Source organism: Micromonospora humida (assembly GCF_016901255.1).
GTDB lineage: Bacteria > Actinomycetota > Actinomycetes > Mycobacteriales > Micromonosporaceae > Micromonospora > Micromonospora wenchangensis.
The window spans coordinates 57,376-73,923 of sequence record NZ_JAFEUC010000004.1 but is presented as its reverse complement, the minus strand read 5'-3'; the positions used below and the strand labels follow the sequence as shown (position 1 = coordinate 73,923).

The 16,548-nt window shown below is 73.7% G+C and carries 12 protein-coding genes and 1 riboswitch; of the genes, 3 read left to right on the top strand and 9 right to left on the bottom strand.

Features of this window, described 5'->3' with window-relative positions; translation table 11 throughout:
* Nucleotides 1-9: 9 nt before the first annotated feature.
* Nucleotides 10-282 carry a DUF4031 domain-containing protein gene (locus JQX11_RS09930; RefSeq protein WP_204924713.1) on the bottom strand — a complete coding sequence of 91 codons (273 nt, stop codon included), beginning with the start codon at nt 280-282 and terminating at the stop codon, nt 10-12.
* Between the two features lie 35 nt (nt 283-317).
* On the opposite strand from JQX11_RS09930, the gene JQX11_RS09925 reads away from it, so the two are divergent.
* Nucleotides 318-1,718 carry an FAD-binding oxidoreductase gene (locus JQX11_RS09925; protein WP_204924712.1) on the top strand — a complete coding sequence of 467 codons (1,401 nt, stop codon included), beginning with the start codon at nt 318-320 and terminating at the stop codon, nt 1,716-1,718.
* A 51-nt stretch (nt 1,719-1,769) separates the two neighbouring features.
* On the opposite strand, the gene JQX11_RS09920 is transcribed toward JQX11_RS09925, so the two are convergent.
* Together JQX11_RS09920 and JQX11_RS09915 are read right to left on the bottom strand one after the other, a co-directional pair.
* Entirely contained in the window at nt 1,770-2,264 is a 495-nt protein-coding gene (locus tag JQX11_RS09920; RefSeq protein WP_307826137.1) for a hypothetical protein, read from the bottom strand.
* Nucleotides 2,265-2,348: 84 nt separating this feature from the next.
* Nucleotides 2,349-4,190, bottom strand: a complete 1,842-nt coding sequence (locus JQX11_RS09915; protein ID WP_372444571.1) for a glycerol-3-phosphate dehydrogenase/oxidase — start codon at nt 4,188-4,190, stop codon at nt 2,349-2,351.
* 534 nt (nt 4,191-4,724) lie between these two features.
* On the opposite strand from JQX11_RS09915, the gene JQX11_RS09910 reads away from it, so the two are divergent.
* Nucleotides 4,725-7,247, top strand: coding sequence for a S8 family serine peptidase (locus tag JQX11_RS09910; RefSeq protein ID WP_204924711.1), 2,523 nt, complete (start codon nt 4,725-4,727; stop codon nt 7,245-7,247).
* A gap of 106 nt (nt 7,248-7,353) precedes the next feature.
* Here JQX11_RS09910 and groL read toward each other — a convergent pair whose 3' ends face one another.
* The 3 genes from groL to JQX11_RS09895 all read right to left on the bottom strand — a co-directional run bounded on the left by groL (nt 7,354) and on the right by JQX11_RS09895 (nt 10,717).
* On the bottom strand, nt 7,354-8,976 hold the full coding sequence (gene groL, locus JQX11_RS09905; RefSeq protein ID WP_204924710.1) for a chaperonin GroEL: 1,623 nt from the start codon (nt 8,974-8,976) through the stop codon (nt 7,354-7,356).
* A 279-nt stretch (nt 8,977-9,255) separates the two neighbouring features.
* Nucleotides 9,256-10,035, bottom strand: a complete 780-nt coding sequence (locus tag JQX11_RS09900) for a hypothetical protein (RefSeq protein ID WP_204924709.1) — start codon at nt 10,033-10,035, stop codon at nt 9,256-9,258.
* Nucleotides 10,036-10,513: 478 nt separating this feature from the next.
* A complete protein-coding gene (locus JQX11_RS09895; protein WP_204924708.1) occupies nt 10,514-10,717 on the bottom strand; it encodes a cold-shock protein in 204 nt (67 codons plus the stop codon).
* 223 nt (nt 10,718-10,940) lie between these two features.
* Here JQX11_RS09895 and JQX11_RS09890 point away from each other — a divergent pair, with 223 nt between their 5' ends.
* On the top strand, nt 10,941-11,471 hold the full coding sequence (locus JQX11_RS09890) for a GNAT family N-acetyltransferase (protein WP_204924707.1): 531 nt from the start codon (nt 10,941-10,943) through the stop codon (nt 11,469-11,471).
* 179 nt (nt 11,472-11,650) lie between these two features.
* Here the strand turns inward: JQX11_RS09890 and paaN are convergent, their stop codons facing one another.
* From paaN to thrC, 3 genes are all read right to left on the bottom strand, one after another.
* A complete protein-coding gene (gene paaN / locus JQX11_RS09885) occupies nt 11,651-13,324 on the bottom strand; it encodes a phenylacetic acid degradation protein PaaN (protein ID WP_204924706.1) in 1,674 nt (557 codons plus the stop codon).
* A 52-nt stretch (nt 13,325-13,376) separates the two neighbouring features.
* The gene (locus tag JQX11_RS09880) at nt 13,377-14,507 is read right to left on the bottom strand and encodes a GNAT family N-acetyltransferase (RefSeq protein ID WP_307826136.1); all 1,131 of its coding nucleotides are present in this window, start codon (nt 14,505-14,507) and stop codon (nt 13,377-13,379) included.
* A 362-nt stretch (nt 14,508-14,869) separates the two neighbouring features.
* Nucleotides 14,870-16,156, bottom strand: a complete 1,287-nt coding sequence (gene thrC / locus JQX11_RS09875) for a threonine synthase (RefSeq protein ID WP_204924705.1) — start codon at nt 16,154-16,156, stop codon at nt 14,870-14,872.
* 8 nt (nt 16,157-16,164) lie between these two features.
* A riboswitch (SAM riboswitch) is annotated at nt 16,165-16,300 on the bottom strand.
* Nucleotides 16,301-16,548: the final 248 nt, after the last annotated feature.

Below are 16,548 nucleotides of genomic sequence, written 5' to 3'. Positions count from 1 at the left end.
CGTCCGGCGTCACCGGCGCCCCGGGTCGAGGTGTTTGGGGCGGCGCAGGCCGGAGGCGTACAGGAGGCGGACGATCTCCCGGCTGGGCACCACCCGGGCACCGAGCCACACCGCCACGGCGAACCGGTCGGCGGGGATGTCGTAGTGGTCCCGGTCGAACCCGCGCCGGGGCACCCCCAGCGTCTCGGCGAACACGTGCAGCTCGGCCGGGGAGACGTCGCTGATCAGGTGCGACCAGAGCCGACCGCGCCACGGCCAGGCGGGCCGGTCCAGGTACAGCATGGCGGCCAATCTAGCCGCCGGTTAGCCTCGGCCGCATGGCTGGCTCCCCCCTCCTCGACGACCTGCGGGCGGCCCTCGGCGACGAGGCCGTCCTCACCGACCCGGACCTGCTCCGGCTGCACCGGCGCGACGAGGCGGACCTCTGCGCCGCCGGCACGCCGCTGGTGGTCGTCCGCCCCCGGGACACCGCACAGGTGGTGGCGGTGGTCCGGGCGGCGGCCCGGCACGGCGTACCCGTGGTGCCGCAGGGGGCGCGGACCGGCCTGGCCGGTGCGGCGAACGCGGTGGACGGCGCGGTGGTGGTGAGCACCGTCGCGATGACCGCGATCCGGGAGATCGACCCGGTGGCCCGGATCGCCGTGGTGCAGCCGGGCGTGGTGAACGCCACGCTGGCCCGCGCCGTCCGGGAACAGGGCCTGTACTACCCGCCCGACCCGGGGTCCTGGGAGTCCTCCACCATCGGCGGCAACGTCTCCACCAACGCCGGGGGGATGTGCTGCGTCAAGTACGGGGTGACCACCGAGTACGTCCTCGGGCTGGAGGTGGTGCTGGCCTCCGGTGAGGTGCTGCGCACCGGCCGGCGTACCGCCAAGGGCGTGGCCGGGTACGACCTGACCCGGCTCTTCGTCGGCGCGGAGGGCACCCTCGGCGTGATCACCGAGGTCACCGTGGCGCTGCGGCCCGCCCCGGAGGAGTCGCTGACCATGGTGGCGGTCTTCGGCTCGACCGGCGGGGCGGGTACGGCGGTCGCCGGGATCGCCGCGCGGGGGCTCACCCCGAGCCTGCTGGAGTTGCTGGACCGGACGCACCTGCGGGCGATCGAGGCGTACCGGCCGATGGGGTTGCGGACCGACGCGCAGGCGCTGCTGCTCGCCGCCGCCGACACCGGCCCCCGGGCGGCGGACGACCTGGCCCGGATCGCCGAGGTCTGCGCGGCGGCCGGCGCGCAGGAGGTGTACGCGGCGACCGACGCGGTGGAGGCGGCGGCGCTGCTGCAGGCCCGCCGGCTGGCCCACCCGGCGATGGAGAAGTTCGCCGTCGACACCTACCCGGACGGCAACGGCGGCCTGATCATCGACGACGTGGCGGTGCCCCGGGGGGCGCTCGCGACGCTGCTGGACGGGGTGGCCCGGATCGCCACCGAGTGCGGGGTGCCGATCGGGGTGGTCGGCCACGCCGGTGACGGCAACCTGCACCCGAACATCGTGGTGGACCGGGCCGACCCGGCGAGCCTGGAACGGGGCCGACGGGCCTTCGACGAGATCATCCGGCTCGGGCTGGAACTCGGTGGCACCTGCACCGGCGAGCACGGCGTCGGGCTGCTCAAGCGGGACTGGCTGGCCCGGGAGATCGGGCCGGTCGGCGTCCGGGTGCACCAGGCGATCAAGGCGGCGCTCGACCCGGCCGGGCTGTTCAACCCGGGCAAGGTGTTCTGAGCGGGCCGGGAAGGCTCAGCGGGTCGGGAAGGCTGAGCGGGTCGGGAAGGCTCAGCGGGTCGGCTCGGCCGGGGTCGCCTGGGTCAGCAGGAGCAGGATCTCGCCGGCCACCGCCGGTCGTTCCTCACCCGGGCAGTCCTGCGAGGTGATCAGGCCGGCCGTGGTGAGCAGGCTGGACGTCAACGCGTCGATGCAGGTCGCCCGGTACCGGCGGGCCTGGTCGGTCTCCTGGGCCAGCCGCGGGTCGGCCAGCAGCCGGTGCAACCGCTGGACCTGTTCCGGGTCCAGGGAACCGGCCGAGGTGACCCCGTCACCGGCACAGTCGGCGCACTCCCACCGGCCGTCCGGCTCGACGGTCAGCGAGCGCAGTGGACCGTCCTCGCCGAGCTTCTGCATCAGGCTTACCCGGGTCGCCCCCGGCGCTGTCGTCGCGCCCCGGCCCTCCGCTGTGGACCCGCCCTCCCGGTCGACCATCGCGCAGCCGGTCAGGGTGACCGTCATGACGGCGGGGACGAGGAGCGCGCGTGACCACTGAGGGGGAACCACGGGCCGGAACCTATCCCACCCCGGTGCCGTCCGGAACCGGCCGACCGGCCCCGCACCGCCTGGTGGAACCGGCCCCGGGGCCGGTCAGCGGGAGGAGGTCGGCAGGTGCAGCGGGCCGTCCTCGACACCGTCGACACCCCGGTCGGCGGCGAAACCCCGGACGTCGGGGGCACCGAGGCGGGCCGCGTCGGCGGTCGCGTCGTCCGGCATGAGCTGCGACTCCCGCTCGGCCTCGACCCGGGCGCGGTAGTGCGCGATCTCCCGCTCCCGGGTGGCCGCGTCCCAGCCGAGCACCGCCCCCATCAACTCCGCCGTGTGCCCGGCCGAGTCGAGGCCCCGGTGGGCCGTCTCGAAGGAGATCCGGGTACGCCGGGTCAGCACGTCCTCCAGGTGCAGCGCCCCCTCGGAGCGGGTGGCGTAGGTCACCTCGGCGGCCAGGTACTCGGGTGCGCCGGCCAGCGGTGAGGCGAGCAGCGGGTCGGCGGCGATCAGCGCCAGCACCTCCAGGGTGAGCGTGCCGTACCGCTCCAGCAGGTGTTCGACCACGCCGACGGGCACCCCGTGCCGGCGGGCCAGGTCGGCCCGGTCCCGCCACATCGAGGCGTACCCGTCGGCGCCGAGCAGCGGCAGGTCGGCGGTGCGCGAGGGACGTACGCCGCCGAGCCGGTGGGCGGCCCGGTCGACGACGTCGGCGGCCATCACCCGGTAGGTCGTGTACTTGCCGCCGGCCACCAGCAGCAGCCCGAGCATCGGCTCGAAGACGGCGTGTTCCCGGGAGAGCTTGGAGGTGGAGTCGGCCTCGCCGGCCAGCAGCGGACGCAGCCCGGCGTAGACGCCCTCGATGTCGGCGCTGGACAGCGGCCGGTCCAGGACCAGGTTGACCTGGTCGAGCAGGTACTGGATGTCGCGGGCGGAGGCGGCCGGATGGGAGCGGTCGAGCCGCCAGTCGGTGTCGGTGGTGCCGATGATCCAGTGCCCGCCCCAGGGGATGACGAACAGCACACTGGTCGCGGTGCGCACGATCAGCCCGGTCTCGCCGGTGATCGCCGAGCGGGGCACCACCAGGTGCACCCCCTTGGAGGCCCGGACCCGCACGCCGGGGCGCAGCCCGACGTCGTTGAGCATCCGGGACATGTCGTCGCTCCACACGCCGGTGGCGGCGATGACGGTACGGGCGCGTACCTCGAACTCGGCGTCCGGGGAGCCGGGGGGCGCCTCCAGGTCGCGGACCCGGACCCCGGTGACCTCCCGGGCCTGCCGCACCAGCCCGACGGCACGGGCGCTGCTCACCACGGTCGCGCCGAGGCTGGCGGCGGTGCGGGCGAGGGTCACCACCAGCCGGGCGTCGTCGACCTGCCCGTCGTAGTAGCGGATGGCCCCGGCCAGCGCGTCGGCCCGCAGGCTGGGGAAGACCCGGCGGGCACCCTCCCGGGTCAGGTGCCGGTGCAGCGGCATCCCCCGGCCGGTGCCGAACAGCCCGGCGAAGGCGTCGTAGGCGGCCACGCCGGCCCCGTAGTAGGAGCGGCGGAACAGCCGGGCCGGCAGGTCGCGCAGCCCCCGCCCGGCGGGGAGCGGGATCAGGAACGGGACCGGCCGGACCAGGTGCGGGGCGAGCCGGGTGGCGAGCAGCCCGCGCTCGGTCAGCGCCTCGTGGACCAGGTGGAACTCCAACTGCTCCAGGTAGCGCAGGCCGCCGTGGATCAGCTTGCTGGACCGGCTGGAGGTGCCGGCGGCGAAGTCGCGGGCCTCGACCAGGGCGACCTTGAGCCCCCGCGAGGCGGCGTCGAGCGCGGCACCGGCCCCGGTCGCCCCGCCTCCGATGACCAGCACGTCGAACCGCTCGGCCCGCAGCCGGCGCAGATCCGCGGCGCGGCGCTGCGGGGAGAGTTGACCGGCGGCGGATCGGGTCACATTGGGGTCACGCACCCGTCCACCGTAACCCGCCAGGTCCCACCCGCAGCAGGCCCGGAACCGGCCGGATTCCCCACCGTCCGCCCGGTGACGCTGAGCAACACTCGCCCGGATCAACTCGACTACTCACCGTAGCCCACCTCCCGCCGATCCCCTCCGCCTCCCACACCGCCCCTCACCGCCGCGACCAGCCCGATCGCCGCATCCCCCACCCACCCCCCACCTCCCACCCTCGGATCCTTTGCTCTGCTGCTCTTCACGCGACGCGCACGTTCAGTGATCGGCGCATCCAGGGCAGCAGAGCAAAGGATCCGGAGGTGAAGGTCCACACCCCCACCTTCCGTCACTTTCCGTGACCATGGGACGGAGCCGGCGACCGGGGAGAACGACGGAACACGGGAGGTGGACGCCGAGGCGGACAGGGCGGAGCCGAGCCGCGCGAGGGCGGGGACCGCGCAGGTCCGCGCCCCGGGTCCACCGCCGACGGGCGGGGACCGCCGTCGGACCGGCACCGCCGACGGACGGCGACGTACGTCGTACTGTTTCCGGATGTTGGCCGACACACCACCTCCGCCGGGCTACGGCTTCCCGCCGAGCGCCGCCGCCCGTCCGTCGAGCCCGTGGCCGGTGGTGGCCGCCGCCCTCGCCGGCGGCTGGACGGTCACCCTCGCCGTGCTGCTCCAGGCGGTCGGCTGGTCGGTCGAGCAGTTGCAGGTCGCCGCGGGATGGGACCGGCAGGCGTGGCTCTGGCCGGCGCTCAGCCTGGCCACCGCTCTGCTGGTCGGCCTGCCCGCGCTGCTGCTGGCCCTGCTCCCCCGCTCACCCCGGGTCCGGGTCACCGGCCGGGCCTGGCTCGCCGCCGCGCTCGCCCTGGTCGCCCTCGGGTCGCTACGGGCACTGCCGCAGGTCCACCACGAGGCGTACCTGGCCGCGCTGGCCGCGACGGCGACCCTGCTCGCGCTGCTGGCCAGCCGGCTACCCACCCCCGCCCAGCCGGCCGCCGCCACGCCCGCCCCGACCACCGCCCCCGAGGGCACCGACCCCACGCGCGGGCCCGCCACACCCGCCGACCAGGGCCGGCAGCGCAGCCAGCAGACCGACCACGATCGCGGACCGGGTGGCGGGGTCGGCCGGCCGCAGGCGGTCACCCTGCTGGCGATCGCCGCCGGGCTGGCGCTGCTGCTGCCGTGGGTCCGGTTCGGCGCGCTGGGCGGCCTGCTGGAGACGGTGCTCGCCGCGCTCGCCGCGACGGCGGTCGGTCTGCTGGCCGGGGCACTGCTCGACGACCGGTTCTGGGCCCCCTTCACCGGCGACGGGCCACCCCGGGCCGCCCGTACCGTGCTGGTCGGCGGCCTGGTCGCCGGGGTCGTCCTGCTGCTGGTCGGCGCGGGCACCGGCCACTCCGGCGTGCAGCTTCCCGCGCTGCTCTTCGTCCCGCCCGTCGGGTTCGCGCTGGGTGCGTGCCAGGTGGCTGCCCGGCGGGCCGGCCGGCCCGCCGGTGCCGCGCCGGTGCGCTGGCTGGTCGGCCTGGCGGTGTTCGGCCCGCTGGCGCTCACCGACCCGGAGGAGATCTCGGTCCTGCTGGCCACCACCCGCGACGTCCCGTACTGGGTCGCGGTCGCGTCCGGCGTCGGGTTCGCCGTCGCGCTCCTGCTGGCCATCGGGTACGGGGTGCTGCTCGCCCGGCCACGCGGGCGCGCGCCGCGCCGGCTGGTCGCCGCGTCGGGCGCGGCGGTCCTGCTGCTCACCGTCGGGGTGGTCGACGTGGCCGCCGGCCAGCCCGGCCTGTACGGCGAGCGGCTGCTGGTGGTGCTCCGCGAGCAGGCCGACCTCTCCGGCATCCCCGCCGGTACGCCCGGCCGGGCGGGCCGGGAGGCGCGGACCGCCGAGGTCTACCGCCGGCTCGTCGCCACCGCCGAACGCACCCAGGGCGGGCTACGCCGGGACCTGAGCCGGCTGGGCCTCGACCCGACGCCGTACTACCTGGTCAACGCGATCGAGACCGACGGCGGGCCGGCGGTGCGGGCCTGGCTCTCCGGTCGGCCCGAGGTGGCCCGGGTGCTGGTCAGTCAACGGCTCCGCCCGTTGCCCGCACCGGCCCCGGTCAGCCGGGGCGACCAGCCCGCACCGACCGGGCCGGAGTGGAACCTGCGGATGATCCGGGCCGACCGGGTCTGGTCGGAGCTGTCCGTCACCGGCACCGGCGTGGTGATCGGCAGCTCGGACTCCGGGGTCGACGGCACCCACCCGGCGTTGGCCGCCGGCTTCCGGGGCGGCGACGACTCCTGGTACGACCCGTGGAACCACACCCGCTCCCCCGCCGACTCCGGCGGCCACGGCACCCACACCGCGGGCAGCGCCGTGGGGCGGGACGGCATCGGGGTGGCTCCCGGTGCGCAGTGGGTGGGCTGCGTCAACCTCGATCGCAACCTGGGCAGCCCGGCGCACTACCTGGACTGTCTCCAGTTCATGCTGGCCCCGTTCCCGGCCGGTGGCGACCCGTTCATCGACGGACGCCCGGCGCGTGCCCCGGACGTGCTGACCAACTCGTGGGGGTGCCCACCGGTGGAGGGCTGTGACCCGGGGGCGTTACGTCCGGCGACCGCCGCCCTGGAGGCGGCGGGCATCCTGGTGGTGGCCGCCGCCGGGAACACCGGCCCGGACTGCCGGTCGATCGTCGACCCGCCGGCCCCGTACGCGGACGTGCTGACGGTGGGGGCGGTGAACCGGGACCGGGTGGTCGCCGAGTTCTCCAGCCGGGGTCCCGTCGCGGGTGGGGTGGTCAAGCCGGATCTGGTCGCCCCGGGGGAGGGGATCACCTCCGCGATGCCCGGCGGCGGTTACGCCACGCTGGACGGCACCTCGATGGCCACCCCGCAGGTGGCGGGTGTGGTGGCGCTGATGTGGTCGGCGAATCCGACGCTGGTCGGCGACCTGGCCCGGACCCGGAGCATCCTGCGGGACACGGCTCAACCGGCCGGGCCCGCCGACCTCAGTTGCGGCCCGGTGACGGCGTCGAGCGGGGCCGGGCTGGTCGACGCGTACGCGGCGGTGCGGGCGGCCCGCCGCTGACCGCTCCCCGTCGCCGGGGTGAGCCGGCCCGGGTGGGCACGGGCCACGGACACGGAACGGGGCGGACCGCTCGCGCGGCCCGCCCCGTCCGGTGTTGGAGCTGGACTCAGAAGTCCATGTCCCCGCCACCCGGGCCAGCCGGGGCGGCCGGGGTCTTCTCCGGCTTGTCCGCCACGACGGCCTCGGTGGTGAGGAAGAGCGCCGCGATCGACGCGGCGTTCTGCAGCGCCGACCGGGTCACCTTGGCCGGGTCGATGATGCCCGCGGCCAGCAGGTCGACGTACTCACCGCTGGCGGCGTTGAGGCCGTGCCCGGCGTCCAGGTTGCGGACGCGCTCGACGACCACGCCACCCTCCAGGCCGGCGTTGACGGCGATCTGCCGCAGCGGGGCGTCCAGCGCGATCTTGACGATCTGCGCGCCGGTGGCCTCGTCGCCGGTCAGGTCCAGCTTGTCGAAGGCGGTCTTGCCGGCCTGCACCAGCGCGACGCCACCACCCGGGACGATGCCCTCCTCGACGGCGGCCTTCGCGTTGCGGACGGCGTCCTCGATGCGGTGCTTGCGCTCCTTCAGCTCGACCTCGGTGGCCGCGCCGACCTTGATCACCGCGACGCCGCCGGCCAGCTTGGCCAGCCGCTCCTGCAGCTTCTCGCGGTCGTAGTCGGAGTCGCTCTTGTCGATCTCGGCCCGGATCTGGTTGACCCGGCCCTGGATCTGGTCGGCGTCGCCGGCACCGTCGACGATGGTGGTCTCGTCCTTGGTCACCACGACCTTGCGGGCGCGGCCCAGCATGTCGAGGCTGACGGCGTCGAGCTTGAGGCCGACCTCCTCGCTGATGACCTGGCCACCGGTGAGGATGGCGATGTCGGTCAGCATGGCCTTGCGGCGGTCACCGAAGCCCGGCGCCTTGACGGCGACGGACTTGAAGGTGCCCCGGACCTTGTTGACGACCAGGGTGGCGAGGGCCTCGCCCTCCAGGTCCTCGGCGATGATCAGCAGCGGCTTGCCCGACTGCATGACCTTCTCCAGGATCGGGAGCAGGTCCTTCACCGAGGAGATCTTGCTGTTGACGATCAGGAGGTACGGGTCGTCGAAGACGGCCTCCATACGCTCCGGGTCGGTCATGAAGTACGCGGAGATGTAGCCCTTGTCGAAGCGCATGCCCTCGGTGAGCTCCAGCTCCAGCCCGAAGGTGTTGCTCTCCTCGACGGTGATGACGCCTTCCTTGCCGACCTTGTCCATCGCCTCGGCGATGATCTCGCCGACGGTGCTGTCACCGGCGGAGATGGAGGCGGTGGAGGCGATCTGCTCCTTGGTCTCGACGTCCTTGGCGAGCTTGGACAGCTCCTCCGAGACGCTGGCCACGGCGGCCTCGATGCCCCGCTTCAGGGCCATCGGGTTGGCACCGGCGGCCACGTTGCGCAGACCCTCGCGCACCAGGGCCTGGGCCAGGACGGTCGCCGTCGTCGTGCCGTCACCGGCGACGTCGTCGGTCTTCTTGGCGACCTCCTTGACCAGCTCGGCGCCGATCTTCTCGTACGGGTCCTCGAGCTCGATCTCCTTGGCGATGCTCACACCATCGTTGGTGATGGTGGGGGCACCCCACTTCTTCTCGAGCACCACGTTGCGGCCCTTGGGGCCGAGGGTCACCTTCACGGCGTCGGCGAGCTGGTTCATGCCCCGCTCGAGGCCGCGGCGAGCCTCTTCGTCGAACGCGATCATCTTGGCCATACGGCGTTGTCCTCCTGGACACTCACGGGCCACCCGGGTGTTGTGCCCCGGACGGGCCGCCTGGTGTACGCACCTTGGGGACGTCGCCACCTGGCGACGACGACGTCCTCCTCGGTCGGGCCGGACAGCCCGCGACGACCGGCCATGTGCCACCCCGACGCCATCGAGACGTCTGTGTGACCGTGGCCCTACCGCCCCGACCATTGGCACTCATCGTATGCGAGTGCCAATGACTTGTTTAGCACTCTCCCCTGCCGAGTGCAAGCACGATGGGGCCGGTCAGCCGAGTTCCGCCACCAGTCGTGTGACGTTCACCGGCCCCTCCTGCGCCCGCTGCTCGGCGTACGTCACGACCAGCCCGACCAGCTGCACCAGGTAGACCGGGACGACCAGTACCGCGCTGACCAGGATCACCGCCACCGCGCCCACGGCGGTGCCCGGCGCGGTGAACGGGTCGGTGCCGAACGGCACGGTGCCGACCGACTCCACCACGCTGCCGAGCACGCTGCCGAGGAACACCGCCAGGGCGACGAGCGCCACCCGGCCGAGCACCATGCCCAGCCGGTCGTGGAACATGCGGAACGAGCGGCCGACCGGGTTCTGCCCCTCGAACAGGTAGACCGGGCCGGCCAGGGCGAGGGCGAAGGCCAGGTAGATGCCGGGCAGCAGGCAGAGGCAGAACCCGACACCGACGAGCACGCCCAGCACCAGCATCCAGCCCCACAGGCCGAGGCAGCGGCGCGCGCCGTAGCGCAGCGCGCCGGGCAGGTCGGCGGGTTGGCCGGCGGCCTGCCGGGCCACCACCCAGGTCCCACCGGCCCAGCCGATGCCCTGCACCACCCCGAACGCCAGCGCGACCAGGAACACCGAGACGCCGTAGATCACCAGGTCGCTGAGGTAGTCCTCGGGCAGCGAGCCGTCGGCGGGCAGCATGGTGGCGTCGGGTCCCATGCCGAGCGAGAGCAGGGACACCGCCACCGCCGGCACGACCTGGGTGAGCAGCATCAGCGGCAGCAGGGGCCGCCAACTGCGCCGCACCGCGCCGGCGCAGCGGCTCAACCACCCCTCCAGGCCGGCGTACGGGGGGTTGACCAGCGGGTCCTCGGGGCCCCACGGGCCGGCGTACGGCGCGGGACCGCCGCCCTGGCCCGGATACGGACCGACCCCGGGCGGGAGACTACCGGCGGGCGGATGGCCCCAGCCCGGCGCCCAGGCCCCGGGCGTCCCCCAGCCGGGCTGACCGGGCGGCGCGCCCCAGCCGGGCTGGCCGGAGGGCGTGCCCCAGGGGGGTTGCCCCCACGGACCACCCGGAGACCCGGCAGCGGGGTCGGGCGGACCCGAAGGCGACTGGTCGGACATGAACCCTCCTCAGCGGGGACGCCTGGACGGTTCACGATCTTTCCCGGCACCGGTCGCTACCGCCAGCCGTCACCCGGTGCACCCGACGGGTGGGAACCCGCCCGGCCGCCGGGGCAACAGCCCGGGGTGGGAACCCGATGCGCCCCGTCACCGGGGACGGGGCGGGACCGGCGGGAGGTCAGGCGATGACGCGGACCTGTTCGGCCTGCGGGCCCTTCTGGCCCTGGGCGATCTCGAACTCCACCCGCTGACCGTCGTCGAGCGCCTTGTAGCCGTCCATTTCGATGGCGGAGAAGTGGACGAAGACGTCCTGCCCGCCGTCGACGGCGATGAAGCCGTAGCCCTTTTCGGAGTTGAACCACTTGACGGTGCCCTGTGCCACGGTGCACTTCCTCACTCTGCGCGGCGTTCTCCAACTCCGGATTGCCGGCGGGCCGACAGCGGAGAGCCACCGTTGCGGCGGTCGGTGAGGGCCGCTGAATCGGTGACCGAAATCGCACGCTACACGAGGAGTGACGACAGCGCACGACCACAAATGGGGTCAAATCAGACGGGTATCGACCCGGTTACCCATCGGTGAACGTCGCTGCGGTATGCATGCCTCCATGACCTCTGCCCCGGCCCCACCGGTGACCCGCACGGCCCCCGTGCACCGGGTGCGTCCGCAGGACGCGGCCCGGATGCGGGCGCTGCGGCTGGAGATGCTCGCGGACGCGCCACTGGCCTTCCTGGAGACCGTCGCCGAGGCCGCCGCCCGGCCGCACGCCGACTACGCGGCCCGGATCGCGTACGTGTCCCAGGGGTGTCACACCGCCCAGTTCGTGGCCGACCCCGGCGGCCGGCTGGTCGGGCACGCGGGCGGCACCCTCTCCCCCGACGAGCCGGGCCTGACCGTCGTCTACGCGGTCTACGTGACCCCCTCCTGGCGGGGCAGCGGACTGCTCGGTGCGCTGATCGACGAGGTCGCCGACTGGTCGCGCGCCTGCGGCCGACCGCAGCTCATGCTGGAGGTGGTGGTCGGCAACGACCGCGCCTGCCGGGCCTACCACCGTCTGGGCTTCACCGACACCGGGGTACGCGTCCCGCACCCCAAGATCCCGGCCCTCAACGAACTCCAGATGCGCCGCCCCGCCTGACCCTCACCCCGCCCCTGACCGCCCGACCCCCGACCGTCCCCCGCGCCACCCCGACCCCGCCCACCCGGCCCCGGTGATCAAGAGGTTCAGGTCAACCGGAGGCCCCGATCTGACGCAAACTTCTTGATCACCGGGGCGGAAGCGGGGGCGGGGCGGAGCGGGGGAGGCCGGGGGGCGGGTCAGGCGGGGCGGCGGGACTGGACGATGCGGAAACGGTTGGCCACGTACGCGCCGTCGGTGAGGGCGGCGTTGGCGGCCGGGTTCGCGCCGCTGCCGTGGAAGTCCGAGAAGGCGGCGGACTGGTTGACGAAGACCCCGCCGGTGAGGTTGGCCGACAGGTGCACCCCGACGTCGATCGCGGCGGCCTCGACGGCGTCCAGCACCGCCTCGTCGGTGGAGTAGACGGCGGCGGTCAGCGCGCCGGACTCCCCCACGGTGGACCGCATGATCTCGATGCTGTGCGCGGTCGAGTCGGTGGCGATGACGAACGAGATCGGCCCGAACCACTCCCGGCCGTAGACCTCGGTGTCGGTGGCGGCGAGCTTGACGACGGTGGGCGTCCGGACCACCGCGTCGGGCAGCGCCGGGTGGGCGACGGTACGCGACTCCAGCACGGTCTCGCCGACCTTGGTGACCTCGTCGAGCCGTTCCAGCACCCCGTCGTTGACGATCGCGCCGGTCAGCTCGACGCCCCGGGCCGGGTCGGCGGTGAGCTTGCCGATGGTGGCGGCGATGCCGGCGGCCACCTCGTCGAAGCTCTTGTGCCCCTGGTCGGTGGCGATGCCCCCGGCCGGGATCAGAATGTTCTGCGAGGTCGTGCACATCTGCCCGCTGTAGAGGGTCAGCGTGAAGCCGAGGTTGCGGCACATCCCGGCGAAGTCGTCGGTGGAGTCGATCACGACGGTGTTCAGGCCGGCCTTCTCGGTGTAGACCGTCGCCTGCCGGGCGTTGGCCTCCAGCCAGTCGCCGTACCCGGTGGAACCGGTGAAGTCGACGATCTTCACTGCCGGGTGCAGGGCCAGCGTCGAGGCCAGCTTCTCGCCGGGGGCCTCGGGGGCGAGCAGCACCAGGTCGGGGTCGAAGCCGGCCTCGGCGAGCACCTCCCGGGCGTACCTCACGGTGATCGCCAGGGGCAGCACCGCGCGGGGGTGCGGCTTGACCACCACCGGGTTGCCGGTGACCAGCGAGGCGAACAGCCCGGGGTACGAGTTCCAGGTCGGGAAGGTGTTGCAGCCGATCACCAGGGCCACCCCGCGCGGCACCACGTGGAACGTCTTGGTCATCCGCAGCGGGTCGCCCTTGCCGGCGGCCTTCTCCCAGCCGGCCGTCCCCGGGTGCCGGGTCATCTCGGCGTACGCGTAGGCGATCGCCTCCAGGGCCCGGTCCAGCGCGTGCGCGCCGCCGGCCTGGAACGCCATCACGAACGCCTGCCCGCTGGTGAACTGCACCGCGTTGGCCAGCTCGAAGATGTGCTTGTGCAGCCGGTCGAGGATCTCCAGGCAGACCCCCACCCGGGTCTGCGGGCCGGCGTCGCGCCAGGCCGGCAGGGCGGCGGAGGCGGCGGCGACCACCTCGTCCGCGCCCGGGTGCGGGTAGCGCACGTCCAGGGCCACCCCGAACGGGCTCGTCTCGGTGGCGACCCGGTCGGCCGTGCCGGGCTGGTCGAGCGGGAAGTCACCACCGAGGTACGCCTCGAAGGCGGCCTTCCCGTCGGCGGCGGCCGTCTCGCCGTACACCCGGGGGCTGGGTGATTCGGGATACGCGGACCAGTACCCCCGCTCGGTGATCGCGGTCAGCGCCCGGTGGAGGGTGTCGGCGTGCCTGTCGTACAGCGGGTGCGGGGTCTCCGTCATGCCCGCCATCATGCAACAGATGACGACCAGATCAGTAGGGGCGTGTCACAGATCAGATGGTCGACTGCCACTCCGTGGACCCGGCCACCGGCCGGAACCCGAGCTGCTCGTTGATCGCGATCATGTGGCTGTTCGCCGCCGCGTTGTAGGTGTCGACCACGCTTAGCTCCGGCTCGTACGCCAGGGTGTGTTCGAGGTTCTCGGCCTTGCAGAGCAGGCCGAGCCGGTGCCCCCGGTGGGCCGGGTCGACGATGGTGATCTGCTGCCAGGCGTGCCGGGTGGTGTTCGCGGCCAGGCTGAGCACGCTCCACGCGACCAGCCGGCCGGACTCCCCGTGCACCGCGGCGACGCTGTACCGGCGGACGCCCCGCGCGTCCAGCGCCCGCTCCATGCCCTGGATGCGCTCGGCGTCCATCCGCTCGGGTTCCCACTCCAGGTCACCCAGGGGTGCGTCGGCCAGCAACCGGCCCTCCAGGTAGGCGAGGTCGGCGAGATGCTCCGACTGCGGGTGTCCGTGCCAGCGGACCGTGCGGTAGCCGGCGGCGGCCGACCGCGCCCCGGCCCGCAGCGCCGCCAGCCGGTCCCGGTCGAGCGCGGTGACGTCGAGCCGGCGACGGACGTCGACCAGCGCCGGCCGGGCACCGAGCGCCGCCGCGAAGGCGGCCCCGGGAAACTCCCCCACCGGGGTGACCCCGACCGCGCCGACCGACGACTCCCCGCCCGGCCCGCCCGACGCCGACGCACCCGGCTCATCGGGTGTCGTCCCACCCGGACCGCCCGGCGTCGCCCCGACCGGCCCGTCCGGCAGCGGGGTCACGGTGGAGCCGACCACCCGTTTGCAGCCGGCCTCCCGGAGCAGCCGCCGGGCGTGGGCGAACAACGCCCGCCCCACCCCGCGCCGCCGGTACGCCGGGTCCACCGCCAGCTCGATGCTGGCGTTCTCGGTGTTGTCCAGCAGGTGCAGGTTGACCCGGACCCAGCCGACGGGCACCCCGTCGAGCCGGGCCACCGACCACCGGGTGTCGATGCCGGGCATCGGGTGCCACAGCGGTGCCTCGAAGCGTCGCCGGCAGAGCGGCGGGAGGTCGGGGGATTCCGTCGCCTCGACCGTCGCCGCGATCCGGTAGAGGGCGTCGAGGGTGGGCTGATCGGTCCGGTCGATCGTCGCGATGTCCAGGGCCACGCCGCGAGTCTTCCCGTGGACGACACCGGGGGCCAGCGGATTTCCGCTGGCCCCCGGTTCACGTTGGTCGGGAGGGACGTTCGCACAACGCCTCCGGCGTTGGGTCGCAAGAACTTGAAAAGTCTCCGGCGAAAGCCCTCCCGCACGGAGCATCTTCCGCCGCCCGGTTCCTGCCGTCAAGTCCTTCCCGGCGGGTTTTCACCACGCACCGCGAAAACCCGGTCACCCAGAGATCCACTCGGGCCGTCCTGCGCCCATGATCGACACAGTGGGGCCGAAGAGGCGGTATCCCGGCCGGCTGACACCGCAACCCGCGCCCCGATGGGTCGACCACCGACGCAGGGGCGGGCGGTGCGCCGGGTTCAGGAGAGGAGGCCGGCGTCGCGGGCGGCCCGCAGGGACGGCTTGATCCGGTGGGTGGGGCCGACCTGACCGGCGACCGCGTCGATGGTCTTCAGGCCCTCGCCGGTGTTGAAGACGACCGTCTCGGCGGTCGGGTCGAGCCGGCCGGACTCGACGAGCTTGCGCAGCACCGCCACGGTCACCCCACCGGCCGTCTCGGCGAAGACGCCTGTGGTGCGGGCCAGCAGCCGGATGCCGGCGCGGATCTCGTCGTCGTCGACGTACTCCATCCAGCCGCCGGTACGCCGCACCGCCTCCAGGGCGTACAGGCCGGCGGCGGGGTCGCCGATGTTGAGGGACTTGGCGATGCCGGTCGGCCGGACCGGGGTGATGGTGTCGGTGTCAGCGTGCAGGGCGGCGGCGATCGGGTTGCAGCCGGCCGACTGGGCGCCGAACACCCGCCAGCCTCCGGCCGGGGCCTCGACCAGGCCGATCTCGACCAGCTCGGTGAACGCCTTGTCGATCTTGGTGAGCAGTTCACCGGAGGCCATCGGGATGACCACCTGGGCCGGGATGCGCCAGCCGAGCTGCTCGGCCACCTCGTACCCGAGGGTCTTGGAGCCCTCGGCGTAGTAGGGCCGGACGTTGACGTTGACGAAGGCGGTGTCCTCGAACTCGTCGGTCTCCACCAGTTCGCCGCAGAGCCGGTTCACGTCGTCGTACGAGCCGTCGATGGCGACCAGGTCGCCACCGTAGACGGCGGTGGTGATCACCTTGCCCTGCTCCAGGTCGCCCGGGATGAAGACCACCGAGGGTGCGCCGGCACGGGCCGCGTGGGCGGCCACCGAGTTGGCCAGATTGCCGGTCGAGGCGCAGGCGAACCGCTCGAAGCCGAGCGCCTTCGCGGCGGTGAGCGCCACCGAGACCACCCGGTCCTTGAACGAGTGGGTCGGGTTGGCGCTGTCGTCCTTGACCCACAGCGGCGCGCTGATGCCCAGCTCGGCGGCGAGATGGGGTGCCGCCACCAGCGGGGTCAGCCCCGGGTCGAGGGTGACCCGGGTGGCCGGGTCCTGACCGGCGGGCAGGAGGGCGGCGTACCGCCAGATGTTCTGCGGGCCGGCCTCGATCTGCTCGCGGGTGACGCGCGCCAGCGCGGCGGCGTCGTAGTCGACCTCCAGCGGGCCGAAACACTCGTAACAGGCGTGCTGCGCGGCGAGCGGATAGCGGGCGGAGCAGGCGCGGCAGACCAGGGCACGGGCGGGGCTGGCGGCGGTGTCGATACCGGGGGCGGCGAGCGTCGACGTCATGTCGATTCCTCTCATCTTTCCCCGCATCGCACCCTGCGGCGGGGACGGAATTGGCACCTGCCCCGCCGGACGCTCAGCGATGAGCGCGCGGGGTGGTTGCCGGGGCGTCGTCGGGCCGTATCCCTCAGCCCCTCTGGATGAGGTATGCAGTTGTGAGACCGAGTCTAGGCAGCTTCGCGGCCATCGCCCAGCCTGCTTCCCACGGTGTGAACCATGGCGTTGGCCACCCTGCCACCGGGCATCGACCGGGCACCCCGGTCGACGCCGTTGTTTCGGGCAAGTTTCCAGCTCAACACGTCCGTAGGCACCGGGCGGAGAAACCCGTACGCCGGCCCTCCGGTCGGCCCCTGACCGCGCTCCGACAGGCCGACCCGGGCGGCCCATGGGGCCGA

What these genes read in the sequence shown, in the direction of transcription:
- JQX11_RS09930 (WP_204924713.1), bottom strand. Translation starts at nt 282, where the DNA reads ATGCTGTACCTGGACCGGCCCGCCTGGCCGTGGCGCGGTCGGCTCTGG.
- JQX11_RS09925 (WP_204924712.1), top strand. Translation starts at nt 318, where the DNA reads ATGGCTGGCTCCCCCCTCCTCGACGACCTGCGGGCGGCCCTCGGCGAC.
- JQX11_RS09910 (WP_204924711.1), top strand. Translation starts at nt 4,725, where the DNA reads ATGTTGGCCGACACACCACCTCCGCCGGGCTACGGCTTCCCGCCGAGC.
- groL (WP_204924710.1), bottom strand. Translation starts at nt 8,976, where the DNA reads ATGGCCAAGATGATCGCGTTCGACGAAGAGGCTCGCCGCGGCCTCGAG.
- JQX11_RS09890 (WP_204924707.1), top strand. Translation starts at nt 10,941, where the DNA reads ATGACCTCTGCCCCGGCCCCACCGGTGACCCGCACGGCCCCCGTGCAC.
- paaN (WP_204924706.1), bottom strand. Translation starts at nt 13,324, where the DNA reads ATGACGGAGACCCCGCACCCGCTGTACGACAGGCACGCCGACACCCTC.
- thrC (WP_204924705.1), bottom strand. Translation starts at nt 16,156, where the DNA reads ATGACGTCGACGCTCGCCGCCCCCGGTATCGACACCGCCGCCAGCCCC.